The 21,676-nt window shown below is 46.9% G+C and carries 18 protein-coding genes; 7 read left to right on the plus strand and 11 right to left on the minus strand.

Features of this window, described 5'->3' with window-relative positions:
* Positions 1-26: 26 nt before the first annotated feature.
* From AC4PM4_RS19675 to AC4PM4_RS19685, 3 genes are all read right to left on the minus strand, one after another.
* On the minus strand, positions 27-1,043 hold the full coding sequence (locus tag AC4PM4_RS19675) for an iron-hydroxamate ABC transporter substrate-binding protein (RefSeq protein WP_063563156.1): 1,017 nt from the start codon (positions 1,041-1,043) through the stop codon (positions 27-29).
* A gap of 160 nt (positions 1,044-1,203) precedes the next feature.
* A complete protein-coding gene (locus AC4PM4_RS19680) occupies positions 1,204-5,559 on the minus strand; it encodes a glycosyl hydrolase 53 family protein (RefSeq protein WP_491614366.1) in 4,356 nt (1,451 codons plus the stop codon).
* Between the two features lie 240 nt (positions 5,560-5,799).
* Positions 5,800-6,519: a YceI family protein gene (locus AC4PM4_RS19685; RefSeq protein WP_491614368.1), complete on the minus strand. Its 720-nt coding sequence runs from the start codon at positions 6,517-6,519 to the stop codon at positions 5,800-5,802.
* 191 nt (positions 6,520-6,710) lie between these two features.
* Here AC4PM4_RS19685 and AC4PM4_RS19690 point away from each other — a divergent pair, with 191 nt between their 5' ends.
* Positions 6,711-7,397, plus strand: coding sequence for a response regulator transcription factor (locus AC4PM4_RS19690; RefSeq protein ID WP_063563160.1), 687 nt, complete (start codon positions 6,711-6,713; stop codon positions 7,395-7,397).
* Positions 7,382-8,845, plus strand: a complete 1,464-nt coding sequence (locus AC4PM4_RS19695; protein WP_491614371.1) for a HAMP domain-containing sensor histidine kinase — start codon at positions 7,382-7,384, stop codon at positions 8,843-8,845. The genes AC4PM4_RS19690 and AC4PM4_RS19695 overlap by 16 nt, the downstream gene beginning before the upstream one ends.
* Positions 8,846-9,009: 164 nt before the next feature.
* Here the strand turns inward: AC4PM4_RS19695 and AC4PM4_RS19700 are convergent, their stop codons facing one another.
* Positions 9,010-9,822, minus strand: coding sequence for an AAA family ATPase (locus AC4PM4_RS19700; protein ID WP_491614373.1), 813 nt, complete (start codon positions 9,820-9,822; stop codon positions 9,010-9,012).
* A 363-nt stretch (positions 9,823-10,185) separates the two neighbouring features.
* Between AC4PM4_RS19700 and AC4PM4_RS19705 the strand changes: the two genes are divergently transcribed.
* Both AC4PM4_RS19705 and AC4PM4_RS19710 read left to right on the plus strand, forming a co-directional pair.
* Positions 10,186-10,338 carry a DUF1540 domain-containing protein gene (locus AC4PM4_RS19705; RefSeq protein WP_072733378.1) on the plus strand — a complete coding sequence of 51 codons (153 nt, stop codon included), beginning with the start codon at positions 10,186-10,188 and terminating at the stop codon, positions 10,336-10,338.
* Between the two features lie 202 nt (positions 10,339-10,540).
* A complete protein-coding gene (locus AC4PM4_RS19710) occupies positions 10,541-11,998 on the plus strand; it encodes a 4-hydroxyphenylacetate 3-hydroxylase family protein (protein WP_090807337.1) in 1,458 nt (485 codons plus the stop codon).
* A 22-nt stretch (positions 11,999-12,020) separates the two neighbouring features.
* Here the strand turns inward: AC4PM4_RS19710 and AC4PM4_RS19715 are convergent, their stop codons facing one another.
* From AC4PM4_RS19715 to AC4PM4_RS19725, 3 genes are read right to left on the minus strand one after another with little or no spacing between them, the layout of a single operon-like run.
* A complete protein-coding gene (locus AC4PM4_RS19715) occupies positions 12,021-12,587 on the minus strand; it encodes a nitroreductase family protein (protein ID WP_072733380.1) in 567 nt (188 codons plus the stop codon).
* Between the two features lie 52 nt (positions 12,588-12,639).
* Positions 12,640-13,443: a hypothetical protein gene (locus AC4PM4_RS19720; protein ID WP_090807339.1), complete on the minus strand. Its 804-nt coding sequence runs from the start codon at positions 13,441-13,443 to the stop codon at positions 12,640-12,642.
* A 6-nt stretch (positions 13,444-13,449) separates the two neighbouring features.
* Entirely contained in the window at positions 13,450-13,902 is a 453-nt protein-coding gene (locus AC4PM4_RS19725) for a flavodoxin (protein ID WP_064636952.1), read from the minus strand.
* A 262-nt stretch (positions 13,903-14,164) separates the two neighbouring features.
* Between AC4PM4_RS19725 and AC4PM4_RS19730 the strand changes: the two genes are divergently transcribed.
* The 3 genes from AC4PM4_RS19730 to AC4PM4_RS19740 all read left to right on the plus strand — a co-directional run bounded on the left by AC4PM4_RS19730 (position 14,165) and on the right by AC4PM4_RS19740 (position 16,226).
* Entirely contained in the window at positions 14,165-15,028 is an 864-nt protein-coding gene (locus tag AC4PM4_RS19730) for a class I SAM-dependent methyltransferase (protein ID WP_491614376.1), read from the plus strand.
* Entirely contained in the window at positions 15,028-15,762 is a 735-nt protein-coding gene (locus AC4PM4_RS19735) for an RluA family pseudouridine synthase (protein WP_491614377.1), read from the plus strand. Before AC4PM4_RS19730 ends, AC4PM4_RS19735 begins: the two co-directional genes overlap by 1 nt.
* Positions 15,763-15,881: 119 nt before the next feature.
* A complete protein-coding gene (locus tag AC4PM4_RS19740; protein ID WP_072733382.1) occupies positions 15,882-16,226 on the plus strand; it encodes an MGMT family protein in 345 nt (114 codons plus the stop codon).
* Positions 16,227-16,338: 112 nt separating this feature from the next.
* Here the strand turns inward: AC4PM4_RS19740 and AC4PM4_RS19745 are convergent, their stop codons facing one another.
* From AC4PM4_RS19745 to gyrA, 4 genes are all read right to left on the minus strand, one after another.
* Positions 16,339-17,850 carry a DHA2 family efflux MFS transporter permease subunit gene (locus tag AC4PM4_RS19745; protein WP_063563169.1) on the minus strand — a complete coding sequence of 504 codons (1,512 nt, stop codon included), beginning with the start codon at positions 17,848-17,850 and terminating at the stop codon, positions 16,339-16,341.
* Entirely contained in the window at positions 17,847-18,293 is a 447-nt protein-coding gene (locus AC4PM4_RS19750) for a MarR family winged helix-turn-helix transcriptional regulator (protein WP_090951382.1), read from the minus strand. Before AC4PM4_RS19750 ends, AC4PM4_RS19745 begins: the two co-directional genes overlap by 4 nt.
* A 242-nt stretch (positions 18,294-18,535) precedes the next feature.
* Positions 18,536-18,973: a MarR family winged helix-turn-helix transcriptional regulator gene (locus AC4PM4_RS19755; protein WP_063563171.1), complete on the minus strand. Its 438-nt coding sequence runs from the start codon at positions 18,971-18,973 to the stop codon at positions 18,536-18,538.
* Between the two features lie 229 nt (positions 18,974-19,202).
* Positions 19,203-21,665: a DNA gyrase subunit A gene (gyrA, locus tag AC4PM4_RS19760; RefSeq protein ID WP_064636946.1), complete on the minus strand. Its 2,463-nt coding sequence runs from the start codon at positions 21,663-21,665 to the stop codon at positions 19,203-19,205.
* Positions 21,666-21,676: the final 11 nt, after the last annotated feature.

A 21,676-nucleotide genomic window follows, 5' to 3' on the forward strand; every position in this document is an offset into this window, starting at 1 on the left:
TTAGAAGTCATCAAGCTGTTAATCATTTATTTGTTTTGTTCAGCGCTCTTCAAGATCAGATCAACAAACAAATCGATCTGGGCAGTAATGGCGATTGGATCATATCGATAGAATGTATCAAAATCATTCTCGAAGAACCGGTGATTCTTCACCGCATCCAGACCGTTCCATACTTTGGACTGTTTGAATTCCTTCAGTGCTTCGCCTTTTTTCTCAGGATCGTACACCGTCATGAACATGTAATCCGTAGCGTATTCAGGCAGTACTTCGAGCGATAGCTGCACGGTCTGATTGTCTTTGCTCACCTTGCTCGGCATTTTCAGCTTCAAAGCATTGTATACAACTTGCCCGCCCCGGCCTGCGTTGTCGCCAAAGATCCACAGATCCCCTTTGTCCGTCAACTCGTATAATCCAACGGTTGTATTTTCGTCCACGATACCTTTCAGCTTCTCGCGTCCCTCTTCCGCCTTTTTCTCATAATCGGCAATGAACGCCTTCGCCTGATCAGGTTGACCCATTAAATCACCAAACAGCTCAACTGTCTTGTAGATATCTGTAGCTGTACCATATGGGATATGCACAGTTGGTGCAATTTTGGACAGTTCCTCGTAGTTATCATCATACATCACAACGATCAAGTCAGGCTGTAATTCCAGCGTCTTCTCCACGTTCACCGGATAACCCACGTCTGTGGTGTCTTTCAGCTTGTCCTTAATGAACGGATTATCAAAGGCACTTGGCTCCACACCAATCAGATTACCGCCTACAGACAGAATTTCGCCCCCGTAGTAATCGGTCACGATGCGTTTCGGATGTGCAGGAATGGTAACCGTCCCTTTATCCGTCTCATATTCACGTGTTTCACTTTCCGCTGATTCATTCTGAGCTGTATCGGTTCCAGTGGATTCCTGATTCTCACTCGTCTGTCCTGAGCCGCTCCCCGTTTCATCCGTTGTCTTTCCTGCATTTCCGCAGCCCGCAAGAACTAGCGTAAACACAATGAATAACGTGCAGATGGAAAGAATCGATTTGGATTTAAACATAAACATGATGCCCCCTATAATTCATTGCTTTTTGTGATAATGGTAATCATTATCATTGGAATCATAGCAGAATTGATTACTAACTGTCTACCATTTTAATTGAAATCCATAAACATAGGGATCGAGCCAGAAAGACCCGATCCCTATATCATATATAAACTTAGAATTTATAAATCTGCTCCATCATTCTGGCTACAGCGACCGCCCCCTGTGCACGGTTGGCATGCTGTTTTGGCGCAAACGTGCCATCCGCCATTCCTCTAAGTAGACCTTGCTCCTGCATGGATGCAACAGCTTGTTTTGCATATTCAGCGATATCTGCGTTGTCATTAAATGTGGTGCTGTTGGTTGTTGTATCAACGGTTGTACTGGCGTTCTGCTTCATGACCTGTACCGCACGGTTTAACATTACCGCCATGTCCTCACGGGTAATACGTTCATTTGCTGCAAACGAACCGTCTGCTCGGCCTTGCACGATTCCCATCTCCAAACCAAGACGTACGGAATCTGAATACCACTGATCATTCTTCACATCCATTGGAGCTGAAGTGGATGTATCCGGCAACCGTGATTCGCCAATCCCCTTCATGATCATTTGCAGAAATTGTGCTCGTGTCAGCTCTGCTTGCGGACTGAATCGGGTATCTGTCATGCCTGAAATGATTCCTTTGCCATACAAATTCTGAACCTCTTTAATGGCCCAGGAGTAGGATTGTAAGTCATTCAACGGCACCTGCACTTCAGTAATCACGAAACGGCCTGATTGAAGCGGCTTGAAAGCCAGACTTTGGGTCATTTCATCATATTGAGTAAAGGTTACTGGTTTCATTTCACCATTTGCCAAAAGGGATTGGATAACCAGCACAACGTCTTCTGCATTTGAATGTTGAACATTCGACATCGCAATTTCAATGGATCTATCAGTCCACTGTAACGGCTGCCCATTCAACAATAGATCCACACTGACCACGTTGCGGTTACCGATGGCTTTCTTTTGCGCTTCAGACAGATTGGCTGTGGAGTCTTCGACCAGAATGACATCCATTGTAACTCCATCTTCATTACGAGCATCCTTCAATAGACTTAATGGGATGCGGACAGATGTCTGCTTCATGATCAGCTCCAGCGACTGTAATGCCTGAGTACGTGCCCATTCCTGAAGTTGATTTGCATTGAGCCGGAAGGTCGCAGCCTTTGTATCCTTAGGAACATCTGCAATCAAGGTGAGCTGTTTGCTGCCTGCTCCCATTCCGTCAATCGTTTGAGACAACTGCTTCATATCAGGTTGAATCACATAGGAGCCCGCTCCGGTACTTGTACCTTTGAATGTAATGGAACCACTTTCTCCTGGATTACCGGATTCAACAGGTGGCGTTACAGAAGGATTGCCGGGATTCTGCGATGATCCAGGCGTGGAAGGCTGTGCAGGTTGACCGGGCTGTGACGGCTGACCCGGAGTCGACTCTTGCCGTACAAGCTGACTAAGCGCCTCTTTCAACGCGTTATCCGCAGCACTGATTTCCTGTGCACTGGCTTCTGCATCATCCATAAGCACACGAGCATACGACAATGCCTGTGCAAACCTATTCCAGCTTACGGCCGTGTAATCATTTTGATGCAGCTTCGCAGCGGAATTCACTGTAGTTCCCAAGGCAGATTTGTCCGCCAGGAACATACCGTAAGCTTCAAAATCCATAAAGCCTACCCACTGAGAACCAGCGGTAATGGTCAGTTTAATATAACGCGCCTCCGTGCCTGCGGGCAGGATATGCCTCGGACTGGTGGAAACAACCACATCACTTGTTGTATCCACGACTTTGACAAAGTTCTTGTTATCGTTGGATACTTCGATCTGGTATTTAATGCCTCCACTCCACATGGACATTTCCAGCTTACGGATCACAGCGGTCGCCCCCAGATCCACTTGCCACCAACTATCCACACTTTGGTCTGTTCCCCATGAAGTAGTGGGGTCACTGTCAATCGCTCCCCCAGGTGAGTTGTCTTTTCCACCACCAGTACCGGCACTGCTTGATGCAGTAGCTGTTTTACCTGTTGTTAATGCCTCCAGCAAAACAAGGTTGTTATGGGCTTTCTGAAGTATTGTCAGAGCCTCCTGCACTTCCGATTGTATGGCATCCTGCTTGTCTCTGACCGTGATTGCCGATAACAATGCCGCTTTCAGGTTTGCCCAGCTTCGCTGTGTATATGAAGATTCGGTCAGCTGCTGGGTTTCACCGATGAACTGTGTCAGCTCAGTTTTGTCTACATTGGACAACCCATGAATTGCTGCTTCCACTTGTTTTGCTGCTGTATTCACCTCGGTCTGAGTGGCTCTTAGATCTGCCATGATCTGTTCTGCACGAGTAAGAGACTTAGTCAGAACAGCCCAGGTTGCAGCAGACCAATCTGCTTGCTTATATGTTTTGGCTTCGGTAATAATCTCCTCGAGAGTGTTCCGATTCGCCGCTATAACATCAAGCTGCTGCATAACCTCATGAAGAGTGGCAGTCGCAGCGTCCGTATCCTGTTGTGTCACACCAGATGTATACGCCAATTTGTACGTATGCTCGGCTGCCGCAATGGCCGGAGCGAGTGTGGTCCAGCTTTCAGGTGTAAAATCACTGGATACCAGCGCCTTTGCACGCGTAATGGCTGCCGACAAATCTTTCCGATCTGCGGGCAGAATGTCTAAACCACGTTTGTACACATCCAGCGATGGCAGGGCACGCCCTTCATACGAGTAACCGCCATTCGCCGGATATTCGTCATAATCAAACATGGCGTGATTCTCCCATGCGTCTCCCTCGGAAGCAATCCAGCCTACATTGGCCGCAATCCATGCAGGCTCCCAATAGAAGAAACCCGCTCCCTTCTGATCCGGAACTTGTGAGATCATGTCCATGATGCCTGAAATCGCATCGTATTGTCCCTGCACGGTTGCCGGGAAGGTAGCACCTCCCACATTCAGCGTTTCCGGGTTGCCAATAATATTGCCGTGAGCGTCCCCGTTTTTATACGAGAATGGATAGGACGTCTCAGCAATAATGACTTCTTTTCCATATTTCGCAGATACTTCATTCATCGTTTTGCGCACATCTGCGAATGTTCCGTGCCAGAATGGATAATAGGACAGCCCGATAATATCGTACTGCAGCCCCTTTTTCTGCAATTCGCCGAAGTACCAGTCAAATGTATCCGCTTTGCCCCCTTCAGCCAGATGGATCATAATTTTGACCTGATCTCCTCCAGGGACATCGCGTACGCCGTCCACACCGCGCTGAAGCAAAGCTACATTTTCATCAAAATTGACGTTACTCTTCAATCCGTTTAACACGCCACTGTTAATTTCGTTACCGATCTGAACCATGTCGGGCATCGCGCCCGCATCCTTCATCTCGCCTACCACTTCACGTGTGTAATCATACACCGCCGTCTTCAGGTCTTCGAACGAGAGATTTTCCCAGACCTTGGGACGAAGCTGTTGACCCGGATGCGCCCATTCATCGGAATAATGGAAGTCGAGCAGGACCTTCATACCTTTCGCCTTTACCCGCTGGGCCAGACGAATCACATCTTCCTTGTCGTTGTACCCATTGGATTTCTGTGGATCATTCCACAGACGAAGCCGCACATAGTTCACGCCACGGTCTTTGAGAATATCGAGCAGATCGCGCTCAGCTCCATTGCTGTCCAGATAATAACCTCCATTATCCTCAATGGCTGTTAACGTGGAAATATCCACCCCTCTGACAAAATCACTGCGATATCCTTCTACCGTAACGGTAGCTTCAGGTTGAAAGGGAGCTCCATATACATCACCTGTAACGGTAAAGCTGCCTGCTGATGCATATTTTGAAGGATTAATTTCCTCCCATGCAACCGGGACAAGACCCGATTTCCCGTTCCCGTAATGTGCCATGACTTCATTAGGCAGAACTGGGGCACTCCGGCTTACGGTTGTTACGTTGACTGCATCATAACTTGCGATTCCTGCCGGGTCACGACCTTCTTCCTCTCCCCAGATTTGAAGCTCGGATATAGCTGACCATTTTCCTGATTCACCGTAGAAAGGAATCTTGACTCTGACATACCGGACCCCCTCTTCCTGAAAATCAAGATCGACCTTTTGTTTAGCTGTGGCATTGTTACTGTAATCAGCTACAACGGTCCAATTTGCCTGGTCCATGGATGTCTCAACGACAAATTGCACAATAACGTCATCCTTCCACAATACTTCGGCTCCAGTTAAGCGGTGGGCGCTGAGCAAGTCAATCAGCACCCATTGTGGCTGATCAACTGTTGTTCCAGTGCTCGCACTCCAATACGTATCTCCTTTGCCATCCACCGCTTTTTCTTTATTGCCCCCCCATTGTAGATCCTCCGAGCTGACCGTAACCGCCTTATTCAGCGCAACGTTTACTTTCGCCGCTGCCGCTGCGGGCCGAACTACCAGCCCCAAATCACAGAACAACAACAGTAATACGAGACAGCCACTTATGTATCTTTTGTGCACGCTTGATCTCCCCCTAATCGTATTTGGTTCAACTTGAACAATGAATGTTGTAAATCATTATTATTGTAAGCGCTTTACAATAATCGAGGACACGGTATTATGCCAAGGAAACAGCAGTTATTTTAACACATCGAATGGTAATTCCTTGCTCACTGTGGATCGATTCCCATTCCTAACAAAAAAAATCTGTCCCTCTGCCTGATTAGGCAGATTGGAACAGATTTTAGCCTTACTATATGCTTACTTGCTGAGCTTCAGCTCCAGTTGAACCTGAATGTCATTTTCAGTAGAAAGGACCACCGAATGTGGATTCTCCATACCAAAATCTTCAAAGGTAACCATCGTTGTGGCGGACAACAACACCTGGTCATTTTCATAAGCGGCTTTTACGTCAAACGTTACCTCTTTCTCAATCCCTTTTACCGTTAGGGTTCCGTTCATTTTAAAATCTACGGTCTGCCCTGCCGGCCATTCCGTGGGTACACCTTCAAATGAGGTAGCCTTAAATGTAGCTTGTGGATAAGTACTTGCATCGAAGAAATCAGCCCCCTTCACATGTCCATCCCGCTGGCTATTGCCTGAATCAATGTCACTCATCTCAATCTGTCCATCCGCCTTCATCTGGGACGCATCGTCTACATTAAGGGTCAGGTTACCACTCACCTGCTCGTCGGCAAAATTGACGGTTTCCTGTGATGTCGTTACCGAGAAATATACTTTTGAACCTTCGCTGATGCTCCAGTCTCCATTCAGTTGCTCTGCTCGCGCTGCATCGTTGGATACGCTTGTACCACTGTCCGATCCGGCTTCCGTTGTGGACGCGGCGGTACTGGCAGGAAGCACCTGTTCAATCTCAACGTTATTGCCCAGGTAACTGTTTGCGAAATAATACCCTCCGCCTCCAAGAATAACAATTGCTGCTGCCCCTGAGATCATCCATGTTTTTGTCTTTTTATTCATCTCTATTTTCCTCCAATGGGTAACTGTATAAGTTGGTTATTTATCAGCATCTTAACAGCCCAATGTGTCAGGATGACGTCAAGAAATGACATACAACGCATTTTTTTCTGAAAATAATTGCCTCATTGGCATTGTGCTTCCGCTCATGTAAAATCAGTACACAAGCTTCTGAAGTGAAAGGAGACACCTTCTTGAAATCCATACTCATCGTCGAAGATGAACAAGCTATCGCCCGTGTGCTGGCTGCCTATCTTCGAAAAGCGGGATTCGATGTTCGTCATGTAGCGGATGGACCCACTGCTTTAACTCAATTTGATGCGGATGTTCCTTCCTTGGTTTTGCTGGATGTGATGCTGCCCGGAATGGACGGTTGGGATCTGCTGCGAATCATCCGCGAAAAAAGTGCTTGTCCCGTCATCATGCTAACCGCACTGGATGATATTCAGGACCGACTGAATGGGCTGAATGCCGGTGCTGACGATTATATGAGCAAACCCTTTGTGCCCGAGGAAGTGGTCGCCAGAGTCAATGCTGTGCTTCGCCGCAACCCACACTGGACAGCCGAAGGTGAGGGCAAACGTTACTTTGGCAATCTGGTCATTGACCTGGCTGCCAAACAGGTACTTTTGAACGGCGCCGAGGTTGCACTGACACCACGTGATTTGTCCCTGCTCCTGTTTCTATCGGAATACCCCAACCGCACATTTACCCGAGACCATCTGATCGAACAGGTATGGGGCATGGACTATGACGGAAGTGATCGGGCTGTGGACCTGTCGATCAAACGGCTGCGTCAGGCGTTATCTCACTGGCTACCGGAAACGGGAGAAATCCGGACTTTACGGGGAATGGGGTATCAATTTTGGATCGCCAACTAAAACGAAATACACCGAAACGTAAAACATCCATTCTGTCTTACTGGACGCTTCGTTATTTTCTAATCCTCTGCATCGGCTTTACCATTATTGTTGCAGGGGCACTTTACTGGATCAGAACCACTTCCATTGAGAAAGGTCTCAAAACGGCCCAACTATTAGGTCTGGAAATCGCCGAGAAGGTAACTGGCACAGAAAACAAACTGTATATTCCCCCGGATCTTGACAGACTGGTGGACAAACGTACCAAGCTTTTCAATACAGATAATTACTTTTGTATTATGGTGCTCGACAACAATAATCAATTGATTTATTCCAAACCAAAAATGACGCAGCAGGATGTGTATTATCGGCTGTCTGACGACCTGCGCGAACCAAGAAACAATAAATTCGCCGGGGTGACGGTTAACGTCACAGATGACGATCAGACGCTCGGTAAAGTGTGGGTCATGCAATCCAAAAAGTCCATTGCATACAATCCGGAAACGATGCTGGTGGTGTGCATCCTTTTCGTTGCTTTAATCCTGTGTGGTTGGTTTACAATCTACCTCCTGTCCCGCAAGCTCTCCAAGCCTATTCGCCAGGTCGCCCACGCCGCGGAGCAGATTCGAAACGGAAACTATGAAGTCAATTTGGATCTGAATACACGGGAACGGGAGATGAATGAACTCGTTGAATCTTTTCGCGAGATGTCCATTCGTTTGCAGCAATTGGAGGAATGGCGTGCCCTGTCACTTGCTGGGGTAACCCATGAATTGAAAACGCCGGTAACGTCCATTAAAGGGCTCGTGATGGCTGTCCGGGATGATATCGTTAGTCCGGAGGAAGCAAAGGAATTTCTGGACATCGCACTCAAAGAATCCGAACGTATGGAACGTATGGTCGCTGACCTGCTGGATTACAATGCGATGAGCGCTGGAAGTGTTGCTGTTCGTCGGGAACGCATAGATCTGAATTTGCTGGTGGGTGAGATTATCTATCAGTGGAAAATCGCTTATGAGGACAAGTCTCCCGAAATTGAATTGCATACACCTTCGGGTACGCTCTATACCATCGGTGATACCCTTCGGATTCAGCAGATCATTGTCAACCTGCTCAATAACGGACTGCAAGCAGCCGCTTCCGACCATGCTGCCGTCTTTCATATCCGTTTGCGTGCGGAGGAGGACAACCTGTTTGTTAATGTGCAGGATAACGGTACGGGTATCACCAAAGACGATCAACCCAAGATCTTCGAACGTTTCTACCGTGGCGAGATCAAAAAACGCCGTACCCGTGGACTAGGTCTGGGACTGACCTATAGCCGCTTGCTTGCTCGAGCCCAGGGAGGGGAGCTGTCCCTGACCTCCAGCAGTCCTGAAGGCAGCCTTTTCACCTTAACTTTGCCACGATGGTCTGGTCCTGAAAAAACAGAGATAGAACCATTTTACCGCGCAACGGCTAACGCTTAGCAGGACACGATGTCTGCATGTCATATCTAGCTTTCTTCATTTGCCGCCAAATAACCAAGAACAAACGGCCATTCAACTTGCTGAAATATCGAATAGCCCGACATTCCTTCATAGGAACCGGGCTATTCATTATGTGAGAGTGTTTGCTGATATTCATATATAAGCTATGTGGCCAGTACCCGCGGCATATATTCTGCATACGCATCATTAATGAATTGCTCATGTAATGGACTGCTGGCAATAATGGCTTTCCGCTTAGCTTTTAAGACAATCTGCTCTACATCGGCATAACTGCATCCTGTGAGGCGTTCACACGTGAATTCTTCCAGTCGGCTCTCCTGCTCAAACTGCCCCATCAACTTGCTAATATATAATCTACGGCTCGATTCATCCGGCATCCCATAAGTCATTTTGGTATCAAATCGCCGCCATATCGCATGATCCAGCTGGGTCTCCAGATTCGTAGCAGCAACCAGAATGCTGTCTCCTTCGAATTCATCAAGACACTGCAACAATGTATTGACGACACGAGCCATCTCTTTAACCTCATCATTACTTTCACGCGTACGACCTACGGCATCAAATTCATCAAGAAATAGCACACAGGGGTTAGCCCGTGCATATTCGAATAGTTTACGGACATTGCTCCCCGTCTCCCCGAGGTGACTGTGTATAATGGCATCAAGTCTTACAAGGACTAGGGGAAGCTGAAGTCGGTGTGCAAGATGAAAAGCCGTTAAGGTTTTCCCTGTACCCGGAGGTCCAAACATCACCATTTTGTTCGGCAGCGGTACATCATGTTCTGCAAACTGATCTTTCATACCGAGAATCGTAATAAACTCCTCCACAACCCGTTCATTGTCTGCAGAGAATACAATATGCTTTGCCTTGCGTCCACACTCTTTCGGTGAATAAAAAGCGGCCATATCGATGCCTTTCGCTCGGGGTATCCGGTTTACATGGTTGGTTTTGCTCATCGTTGATCGTTCTCCTTCTTCTATGTCTCAGGGGATCATCCAAGTTAAATGCTATCGATTCATTCTCCTCCATATTTAACGATCTTTTAATCGTAATTATTACTATTAAATAATAACATAAGACGGCCTCTTTGCAAAGTTTCCGTGACTTGTCCATCATTTTGCGTAAGGTCCCGTCCAATTTGTTGCAAGCGGAAGCAAAATTTGCTATTCTAAATATGCATCGTTGTGTATAACGCAAAAAAGCCCTCTATTTACTCGAGAGAGCACAAAATTTTTCCAGATTTGCAAGCGGCAACTTGCCATTTCCGGAAGTTCTTTTATACCAACGAATGTAATCCAATCAAAGCGAGGTTATCAATCATGGCAAAAGACGTATTATGTGAGGTTAATTCATGTCGTCACTGGGCTCAAGAGAACAAATGTAACGCATCTTCAATCTACATCGTGAGTCACAGTTCCAAAAAAGTAAGTGAATCCGCTGAAACGGATTGCAAAACATTTGAAGTAAAATAATAAAAATTCAGTTTGTTCAAGTTAAAGGAGCCTTCGCGGTTCCTTTTTCTTTTTCTATTGTAACAAGAATGATAATTATTATCAAGCTCTTTTCTGCAAAATCTGAACTCCCTCTCTTCATGCACATTGGACTGCCTATTAACGTACACTACGAGAGCAGTCAAACTGCCCATGAACGAATAGATCATAGAGGTGAGTAACGATGCCCGTAAAAAGTGGCAAACAGTATATCGAACGTATCGATGCCCAGACAGTCCCCTGCTGGTACAGAGGGGAGCTTATTACCGGAAAACGTTCTGAACATTTTGCGTTTGCAGGTTTGATGGAAACACAAGCGAAGTTGTACGATCTTCAGTCTGATCCACATCTAATCGATACGATGACTTATGCATCTCCTGCTGACGGAAAACCAGTAGGTATGTCCTTTCTGCCTCCAACCAGCGCAGATGACTTGCGCAGACGCCGAGAAGCAATGAATATTTGGTCAGGGACTCACCATGGTTTTTTGGGACGATCACCCGATTATATGAACACAGCAATTATGGCCTTTTATACTGGAGCAGATATTCTTGAAGAAGTATCGCCACAATACGCTGAAAATTTGAGAAACTACTATGCCTACTGCCGTGATAATGATATTACCCTCTCCCATGCCTTTATCCAGCCTCATGCCAGTAAAATTTCAGGACTATTGGACGCGACCGAAGATGCCATTGCCGCCAAAGTGGTTGATCGCACTGAAGAAGGTCTGATCATTAATGGTGCATTCATGATGGCCACTCAGGCCGCCACGTCAGACGAAATCCTGGTGTATCCTTCCCCTTCACCGGCACCGTTCGAAGATGAAAATCCGTTCGCCTTTGCCTTTGCTGTACCGAATGACTTGCCTGGAATTAGCCTGATCTGCCGGGATACCTACGCAGCCGAATCTAATTTCAACTATCCACTCAGTTCCAGATATGAAGAGATGGACAACATCGTCATTTTTGATCATGTGCTTGTTCCTCATGAACGGATATTCTTCGCCGGTAATGAGGAAATGTCTGGCCGCCTCTTTAGCGGAAGCCATTTTCACATTCACGCAGGACATCAGGTCGTATGCCGGTATATTGCCAAAACGGAATTTGTTCTGGGCACCATTCAGTTACTCGCTGACACGCTCGACCAAGCTGCTGAAACGCATGTGGTAGAGAAAACAGCCAGGGTACTCGCGGGTCTTGAAACGTTAAAAGCACTGGCTCTGGCAGCAGAAGCCGGTGCTATGGAAGATGGACGGGGATTTATAATACCTGCCTCCAAACCGTTAATGGCAGCAAACCTTTTATTTCCCAAACTGTATCCAGAGATGATTGAAATTTTGCAGCTCTTGGGTTCCAGCGGCGTAATTATGGTGCCTCAGGAAGAAGAATTCCGCTCCGAAATCGCGCCGCATCTGGATACGTACCTGAGAGGAACCGACATGGTATCTCAGGAACGCACAGCATTGTTCCGCCTAATCTGGGAGCTTGGAGCAGGATCATTCGGAGGCAGACAGACCCAGTTCGAACGGTTCTTTTTTGGCAACACGATCACTGTGTCGAATCGGATGTATTCAGCAAGCTCAGCAGATCAATCGTATCGTCAACTCGTACGCAATTTTATTGCCAAGACCGGCAAATAAGAATGAGGGATGATCCCCTCGTTTAAACCAGATGGTCGTAGACCGTCATCAGTTCAGAGGCTGGTCTGCCTGCGTCGGTGTCCCGAAGTGCAGACTGGTCTCCGTAACCGATGTGGAATACACCCAATACCTTTTCCTCACGCGTTAAACCCATCAAATTCATAAACACGGGATGCTGTTGATAATCATTGATCTTCCAGACGGCATTCAAACCTTGTTCCGCTGCCAGGATGCAAAAACGTTTGCTCCAGGCTTTTGCAGGCAATAAATGGTCCTCCCTGGCACTTGAAGGGGCGACAACAACCAGATGTGCCGGAATAGCTTCTGTATATTGATATGTAGCCCAGTCTCCGTAACGATCTGCCAAATGTGGTGGGTAACTCTGTCTGACCGCCTCCAGATACAGTTGACGTCCTTCATTCGCGAACAACATAAACCGCCAAGGCTCTGAACTTATCACATATAAAGATGGATCTGCTTCATCAAGCAACCGTCTTATAACCGACTGTGGTACAGGCAACGGGCTGAATTCACAAGTTCCTGTACGTTTCTTGCCGCTTGCTGCATCTTGTCTCAAACCGGTAGACATGGATCATCCCTCCTTAATCTGCAAGATATATCACAACATCCCTTGTCATTCTTTACATCAACCAGTTTTTTTTCGGTTCAGTCTCACTTCTCCACCGATCGACCTCTTCATGTACTCTGGCTTTGTCCTGAACCGTAAATTGATCAGATTCCACCTTCTCTGCGCTCGGAATGCTGTCACGAATCAGTCGAATATAATCCATCGAACGGATAAGTGATTGTCGTCCCGGGATATATCGAATCTTGCGACCTTCAAGCAAACAATAGATTTCGATCATACCTGGCAGCTTGCCAAATGCTTCCCAGCAGAACACGCTCACCATATGCTGGAACGCCTCAACCACGTTTGGATCATGGACAACCATATATTTTTGGATGAGAAGCGAATCCCAGCCCTCTGGCTGCCAGGCCGCCTGGAAGATCATGGACAGATGCATCGACAAGGTAGGAAGCTCCGTTCGCCATTGTTCAAACAGAATGGTCGGATGCTTCAGATCATCGTTCATCGCAATTGCAAGGGATAATTCATCGGTAATTTTGTTTTTTATATCCCAGTAATGAAGTACTGATTCGAATCCGGTTGCCTTTCTAGGCCACCACTTTTCGAGTAAATACTGTACAGGCACCTCTTTGCGGACTTCCGGGTCCATACTGTAAAAAGCATTAACTGCATGGCTGACTGCATATTGTACACGGTGTCTCCATTGCAGCGGTGAGCGCTGTTCAGCCTCCGGTTCCGGGCGGATGAACCGATGCGGGCTGCGCAGCATCTCTTCCAATCTGTAATCTTCAAGCAGCCGTACCGGGGTGTCTGACATTCCCGGCTGAAGAGCTGCCTGAACATTATGTCTTAACATGAGTCCTTAGGACACCTGTAATCCGGCAGCAGCAAAACGTTTGCCAAAGTCACGGCACGTATCCTTCTCCTGCTCCATCGGACTGTATTCAATCTTCAGCATCTCTGGAGATACCTCCGCCCCACGTTCCACCAGCTTCGCTGCCGCAAGATCAACGGCTCCGCAGTACTGCTCGTAAGAAGTATCCCCGCTTCCGAACACTGCCGCCCGTTTGCCACTCAGATCTAGCTCATCCAGCTCTTCGTAAAAATCGAGGAATTCATCCGGCAGTTCACCGTCTCCCCACGTGTATACTCCAATGAGAAACCCGTCATAATCAAGTACATCAGCTGCGTTGCAATCCGTTACGGACTTGAGATCCACTTCATGCCCACCTTGTTTAATTCCTTCGACGATCAGTTCCGCAATCTCTTCCGTATTTCCTGTCATACTTGCATAAGCCACTAACAATTTAGCCATCTATTTTTCCCTCACTTTTTATTGATCATGTCATACTGTTCCTGAAGAAGTAACATTTGAATTTATCAAAATCATATGTGATAATGATTATCATTGTCAAATTAAATTTTCAATCGGTTTCCATTTCAGTATATGGTGATGGACCAAATTCAACACCATATTAGGCACTGCACCCTTTCAGGCGCCTACCACAACTGGCGTACAGGCCCTTTTTTGTTGTACAATAGTATCCAAATGACTTTTGAAGGATGGATAAATCATTATGTACGTAGCAAAGAACTGGAAGGACTATGAAGTAATCGATACAGGAGGCGGCGAAAAGCTGGAGCGTTGGGGCGATGTGATTTTGCGTAGACCCGATCCACAGATCATTTGGCCCCTTGAAAAAGAAACCAATGAATGGCGCCAGGTTCACGGCCATTATCACCGCAGTTCTTCGGGCGGCGGCAGCTGGGATATGAAAAAACCGATCCCGGAACGCTGGACCATCGGATATGAGAACCTGAAATTCCATATTAAACCAACCAGCTTCAAGCATACCGGTCTATTCCCTGAACAAGCGGCCAACTGGAGCTGGATGATGGATAAAATTGCTGGAGCAGGCCGTCCCATCTCTATACTAAACCTGTTTGCGTATACAGGCGGTGCAACAGTTGCTGCTGCTTATGCCGGAGCTTCAGTTGTGCACGTGGATGCAGCTAAAGGCATGGTACAGTGGGCCAAAGAAAATGTTCAATTATCTGGCCTCGCGGATCGTCCTGTTCGTTTCATTACAGATGATGTATTCAAATTCGTACAGCGCGAACAACGTCGCGGCAATCGGTATGACGCGATTATTATGGACCCGCCTTCCTATGGCCGTGGCCCTAACGGAGAAACATGGAAGCTGGAAGAGAACCTCTATCCTTTCCTTAAATCCTGTATGGAAATTTTGTCCGATAACCCATTATTCATGCTGGTCAATTCCTATACAACCGGTATTTCGTCTACCGTTCTGCGCAACATGCTTACAATGACGATGTCTGCCCAATACGGCGGTCAAATTACAGCAGGTGAAATTGGTCTTCCCATTACCCGTAGTGGTCTGGATCTGCCATGCGGCATCTTGGGCCGCTGGGAGTCCTGATGATGTCCGAACATTCGCAAACAACGGGAAATATTCCGATTCTGTTTGAGGACAATCATCTGTTAGGCATTACGAAACCGGTCAATGTACCTACCCAGGAAGATGCATCAGGTGATCCGGATTTGCTTACACTGCTGAAACAGGATTTGAAAGAACGCTATAACAAACCTGGCAACGTTTATCTCGGATTAGTACATCGTCTTGACCGCCCCGTTGGTGGTGCCATGATTTTTGCCAAAACATCGAAGGCGGCTTCAAGATTATCCGAGACGGTCCGAGGACGTCATTTTCGCAAAATATATGCGGCTGTTGTACATGGCAAGCTGCCTGCACAGCACGGGACGTTAAAACACACGCTGCTGAAAGATCCGCGTACCAATACCGTCACCGTTGTGCCTAAGGGTACGGCTGGTGGTAAAGATGCTGTATTGGATTACCAGGTCATCGGAGAAACCGACCGTTACAGTCTGGTTCACATCGAACTGCACACAGGCAGATCTCATCAGATTCGGGTCCAAATGAAAGAAATCGGCTGCCCGCTGTTCGGAGATCAAAAGTACGGTGCAGGTGTGAATAAACCTGGACAGCAAATTGCTCTATGGTCTGCCATCGCTGCTTTTCCCCACCCGGTAACGAAGGAAGAAATTGTGCTGCAGTCCCTGCCTCCCCGTGAATTTCCATGGGCAGAGTGGCCGGCTGCTGTGTACGATAAAGCATTTAAAGCCGAACATTAATTGATATATTTAAAATAATCATTCACAGGATCAGGTCAAATCTGACCGTAAACCGTGTCATCCAGATTCCTTATCTGAATGGCGCGGTTTTTTTACTCCAATGGAAAGGAAGACCTACTATGACACCTTTTACGAAACAGGTCGTCGCCATCATCGCAGCAATCCCTGAGGGAAAAGTCATGACCTATGGACAGATTGCCGCTCATGCAGGCAGCCCGAGAGCTGCCCGACAGGTTGTGCGCATTCTGCACTCCATGAGCCGGAAGGAGCGGCTTCCCTGGCACCGCGTCGTCAATGCCAAAGGTCTGATAGCCATTCCCGACGAGCATTCACGCCTGATGCAGGAGACGGAGCTTATTAGCGAGGGTGTTGAATTTCAGATGGATGGGAGTATCAACCTTAGACTCTTTGGTCATGATCCTGGTCCTACCTTCCTCTTTGATTCATCAGCCGATGAAGAATAACGTCAAAACAAGGCAAAACAAAAAGAGAGTTCAAGCAGTGTGATCTGCCTGAACTCTCTTTTGTATATATAAGACCTTTATTGAATGAATAATAACAGTAATCTAGGTTGATTTATGCTGTTGCATTCACTTTCTGTTGCTCAGTTGTTACATGTTCAGTAGCCGGTTTTGTTTTACGGATGAAGAAGGCCAGAACCAGAGCAACGACTGTCATTGCGGTCGCTATAATAAAAGCATAGTTTACCCCGTAGATGGTTGCATCTGCGGTAGCACGAAGCATTGCAGCCTTATCATCTGTAGCGATTTGGCCTGTAGCCAAGGTATCTGCCAGATGGGATTTCAACTTGCTACTCATAATCGTAACGAGAATCGCTGTACCAATCGCACCCGCAACCGTACGCAGTGTGTTGGACATCGCTGTACCATGCGCATTCAGACGCTGTGGCAGCTGATTCAGACCCGCTGTTTGAATTGGCATCATCAACATCGACATACCGAACATACGAGCTGTGTAGATAAACATCATGTAACCATAAGTAGTGTCGATCGACAGGCGGCTGAGCCCCCAAGTTGTGATAGCGGTAATTGCAAGACCGGCAACGGACAACCATCGCGCTCCGACTTTATCGAAGATGCGACCTGTGATTGGAGACATAATCCCCATCAAGATGGCGCCCGGCATCATCAGCAAACCGGATTCAATCGGTGAGAATCCACGAATATTTTGCAGGAAAATCGGAAGCAAAATCATACCTGCAAACATTGCCATCGTAACGAGCATGTTAATGATCGTTGTTAATGTATACATGTTGTATTTGAAAATACGGAACTCCAAGAGTGGATGATCGGTTGTCATCTGTCTAATCACGAACAGAATCAGGGATAACGCCCCTACGACCAGACAAGCAATTACAATTGCACTGCCCCATCCGTCTGTACCCGCATCACTGAAGCCGTACAGCAAGCTACCAAAACCGAGTGTGGATAAAATAACACCTGGATAGTCCAATTTAGGTTTGGATTGACGTGTTACATTTTTGACAAACGCAATACCGATTGCAGTTGCAATAACGGAGAATGGCAAAATGATATAGAACAACAGTCTCCAGGAATAATGCTCAACCACATAACCTGACAATGTTGGTCCAATGGCCGGAGCGAGAATCATCGCGATCCCCATTGTACCCATCGCCTGACCACGCTTCTCAATAGGGAAGATCGTCAAGAATACAACCGTCATCAGAGGCATCAGGATACCTGCACCTGCCGCTTGAATAACACGACCTACCATCAGGATAGCAAAGTTCGGACTTAAACCACAGACCAAGGTTCCTAATGTAAATAGCGTCATGGCTGTAATAAAAATTTGACGTGTGGAGAATTTAGCGATCAGATACGCCGTAACCGGAATCAACACACCATTGACGAGCATATAACCCGTAGTCAACCATTGTGCTTTGTTCGCTCCGATGCCGAGGTCCTCCATAATTTTAGGAAGAGCTACGTTCATCAAAGTTTGGTTCAGGAAGGCGACGAATGCACCGATTAACAATGCGGCCACAATCGGGCCTTTCCTAATATTGTCCATCGCTGAGGATGGCGCTGCTGCTGCAGTAGTACTCATTGGTTGTTCATCTCTCTTCCTTCTAACTTTTCAATCATTTGATTATGAATTCTTAGCAGGTGCTCAAGGTCTTCCTTCGGGATATCCAGAATAGGTGACACTCGCTCCATCCACAAACGGTGTGTTTCCTCCTGAGCCTGTGCCCCTTTGTCCGTAATCTGAAGCTTTACAGATCGACGGTCCGAGTCGGATCGCGTTCGAACAATGTACTCACCCTTGACCAGACGCTCCACCACAGCGCTCATGGAGCTGCTGCCCATATGACAGAGATCAGCCACTTCATTGATACCGATCGAAGGGCGCTCCTTCAAAATGGATAACACCATAAATTGAATCGAAGTGAGCTCAATTTCCTTGTTTTCATTCCAGAATGCCCGGAAGAGCAGTTGATTGACCTGCCGAAACGAATTAATAATGTAGAATACTTCGTATGTGTCAGACATTAATTCACCCTTTTTACTTATGGAATATAATATTTCGTACACGAAATATCAGGGGAACAATTACTTATTATAACAAAAATATTTACATAGTCAACTCTTTACATATAAAATTTTAGAGATTATTCTTACCTATCCAAAGCAGGCAAAACTCTTTAAAGTACACATCAATAAAAAATAACCACAGCCCTCCTGCCTTTTCAGCAAGAGTTCCATGGTTACTATTATTCGTGCGTCCATCGTCTTTAAGATGTGGACAAGGCATGCTCTTTTGTTTTTGGTGTTGTCATTTTGCCTAATAGATAAACCAGCAACTGCTGGTTATGCATTGAAATGTTGCTGAGCACCGAATTCATAAATTCATTACGAATCGTGATTCCCCGTTCGGTCTCCATGCGTCCCTTATCAGATAGGGATACCCATACAATTCGTCGATCCTGATCATCCCGATCCCGGCGAATCAGTCCGTTTTTTTCCATACGATCCAACAACATCGTTACTGCTGCGGGTGTTGTAGCCAGAAAAGGAATCAGATCGGATGGTTTCATCTTCTCGTGATCCTCAAGAACCTCCAGTACGGCCAGCTGCGCCTCTGTTAACGAGGGTGCCAGCTCATGATCCATATGCAGCTTGTAGTCCTTGGTCAGCCTCGACCAGCACTTGGCAAAATCGGAATTATACATCTTGAATCGCTCCTCTCTGCAACCGGTTATCACTTCACCTGCTTAAGTTTTCGCCCTTCAAAGCCGCATTCCTGCTGCCTTTTTTCAATTTCCCAGCGATCGACCGTAATCGACGAAGGTTGTTAAACTTCGCATGGAGGTCCTCTTTTAATCCGCGTTTGAACAACAAAATAAGACTCCTCACATGACAGGTTTCCCTGCTCTGCAAAGAGTCTTTATTGAATCCTTATTAAGAGGAAGAAGCTGCCTGATTCTCTGCGAGATCCATGATAAGCTCCACAATTTCATCCTGTTTATCCACATGCACAAGCAATTTACCAATATGTTTCCGTTCAGTAATAGGTACAGCTTCGGAAGAAATGTGATGTGTTTGACCTTCCTTGGTCATCACCGTTACATTCCGTTGTTCCCGACAATAGAACGCTCCGGCAATTCGGCTACCGTTCGGTTTCACCCGTTTGCCTTCCTTGAATTCAAATGTTGCCAGTCCTTTGCCGCCACGGCTCTGCAGAGCATAATCCAGCAGTAACGAGCGTTTGCCATAACCCAAGTCAGACAATATAGCAACCTCGCCTTCATCGCCTTCCACCCAAAGAACAGATACGACTTCATCTGTTTCTTTTAACTGAATACCACGTACGCCTCCAGACACACGACCCATCGGATTTACTTCATCCTCACGGAAACGGATGGCCATGGCTTCTTTGGTGATCAGCATGATGTCCTTGCCACCAGTACTTAGATGAACGGATAATACCTCATCATCCTTGCCGACTTTGCATGCGGCTACTGCGCCGGAACGCTTGGTGACGTATTCCTTCAGCTCGGTACGTTTAACCTGTCCTTTGCGAGTGACAAAGACCAGACTGTGATCCGGCTCTTCGAAGGATTTAACGGCAAGCACACTTGAGATTCGATCATCTTTTGCCAGAGGAATAACGTTGACGATCGCCGTCCCCGGATCTTTCCACTTGAATTCCGGTACCTGATGCACAGGTAACAGGAAATACTGGCCTTTCTTCGTAAATACCAGCAAATTCTCAAGCGTGTTCACTTCAAGGACCTGAGCGATATAATCGCCTTCCTTCACACCACTTGCGTTACGTTCCCCGCCGGATCGTGTGAATGATTGCATGCCTGTACGCTTGATGTATCCCTCTTTGGACAATGTGACAAATACATCTTCCGCGTTCACCAGCACTTCCAGATTAACCTTGAGTTCTTCTACTTCGCCTTGAATGGCTGAGCGACGATCAATTCCGTATTTCTCACGAATCTCCATCAGTTCTTTACGAATGACTCCGATCAGCTTGCGGTCACTATCCAGAATGGAACGTAATTGCGCGATCTTCTTCATCAGTTCGCCAAGTTCCTTTTCCAGAGAAGTAATCTCCAGATTAGTCAATCGGTATAATTGCAAAGTCAGAATGGAATCCGCTTGACGTTCGGAGAAACCAAACATCCACATCAGGTTATTTTGAGCATCCTGACGGTTCTTCGAAGCTTTAATAGCCGCAATGACCTCATCAAGGATGTTAAGAGCTTTTACCAGACCTTCCAAGACATGTGCACGGTCTTCCGCCTTCTCCAGCTCAAAGCGGGTACGGAACGTCACAACTTCACGCTGATGGGCAATATAAGCCTCGAGGATTGATTTCAATCCCAATTGCTGAGGGGCTTTGTTTACAATCGCAACCATGTTGAAGTTGTAAGTGACCTGCAAGTCGGTTTTCTTCAGCAAATAAGCCAAAATACCTTGTGCATCCGCTTCTTTTTTCAGCTCAACCACGATTCGCAGGCCTTCACGCCCACTCTCATCCCGAACTTCGGCGATTCCTTCAACCTTTTTCTCCAGCCGAATGTTCTCCATCGCTGTAACCAGACGGGATTTTACGACCTGATAAGGGATCTCGGTAATGACGATTTGCTGTTTGCCACCGCGCATATTCTCGATATCGGTTTTGGACCGGAGATAGATCCGTCCTTTACCTGTGCGATAAGCATCCAGAATTCCGTCGCCGCCCATGATTAATCCGCCTGTCGGAAAATCCGGACCTTTGATAAACATCATAATCTCGTCCAGTTCAATCGACGGCTTCTCCATCACGGCAATACAAGCATCAATGGTTTCACGCAAATTATGTGGAGGGATCTCCGTTGCAAACCCGGAGGAAATCCCACTTACGCCGTTGACCAGCAGGTTCGGATAACGCGATGGTAATACAACCGGTTCTTTGGCCGTATTATCAAAATTATCCTTAAACAGAACAGTCCGTTTCTCGATGTCGCGAAGCATCTCCATAGCGATGGACGACAAACGGGCCTCTGTATAACGCATCGCTGCAGCCGGATCATCATCCTGTGATCCCCAGTTACCATGACCGTCCACGAGCATATGGCCCATTTTCCATGGCTGTGCCATCCGCACCATACCTTCATAGATGGAGGAGTCCCCGTGAGGATGGTAGTTACCCATGACGTCCCCAACGGTTTTGGCTGACTTACGATATGGTTTCTCCGGCGTATTTCCTGAATCGTACATGGCGTACAGAATACGCCGCTGCACAGGCTTCAAACCATCCCTTACATCGGGAATGGCCCGGTCCTGAATAATGTATTTAGAGTAGCGACCGAAACGATCACCTACGACCTCTTCGAGAAAGGCCGGCATAAATTGTTCTGATAGGCTCATTCCAAGCACCT

Source organism: Paenibacillus sp. MDV22-iso6, from assembly GCF_058408365.1.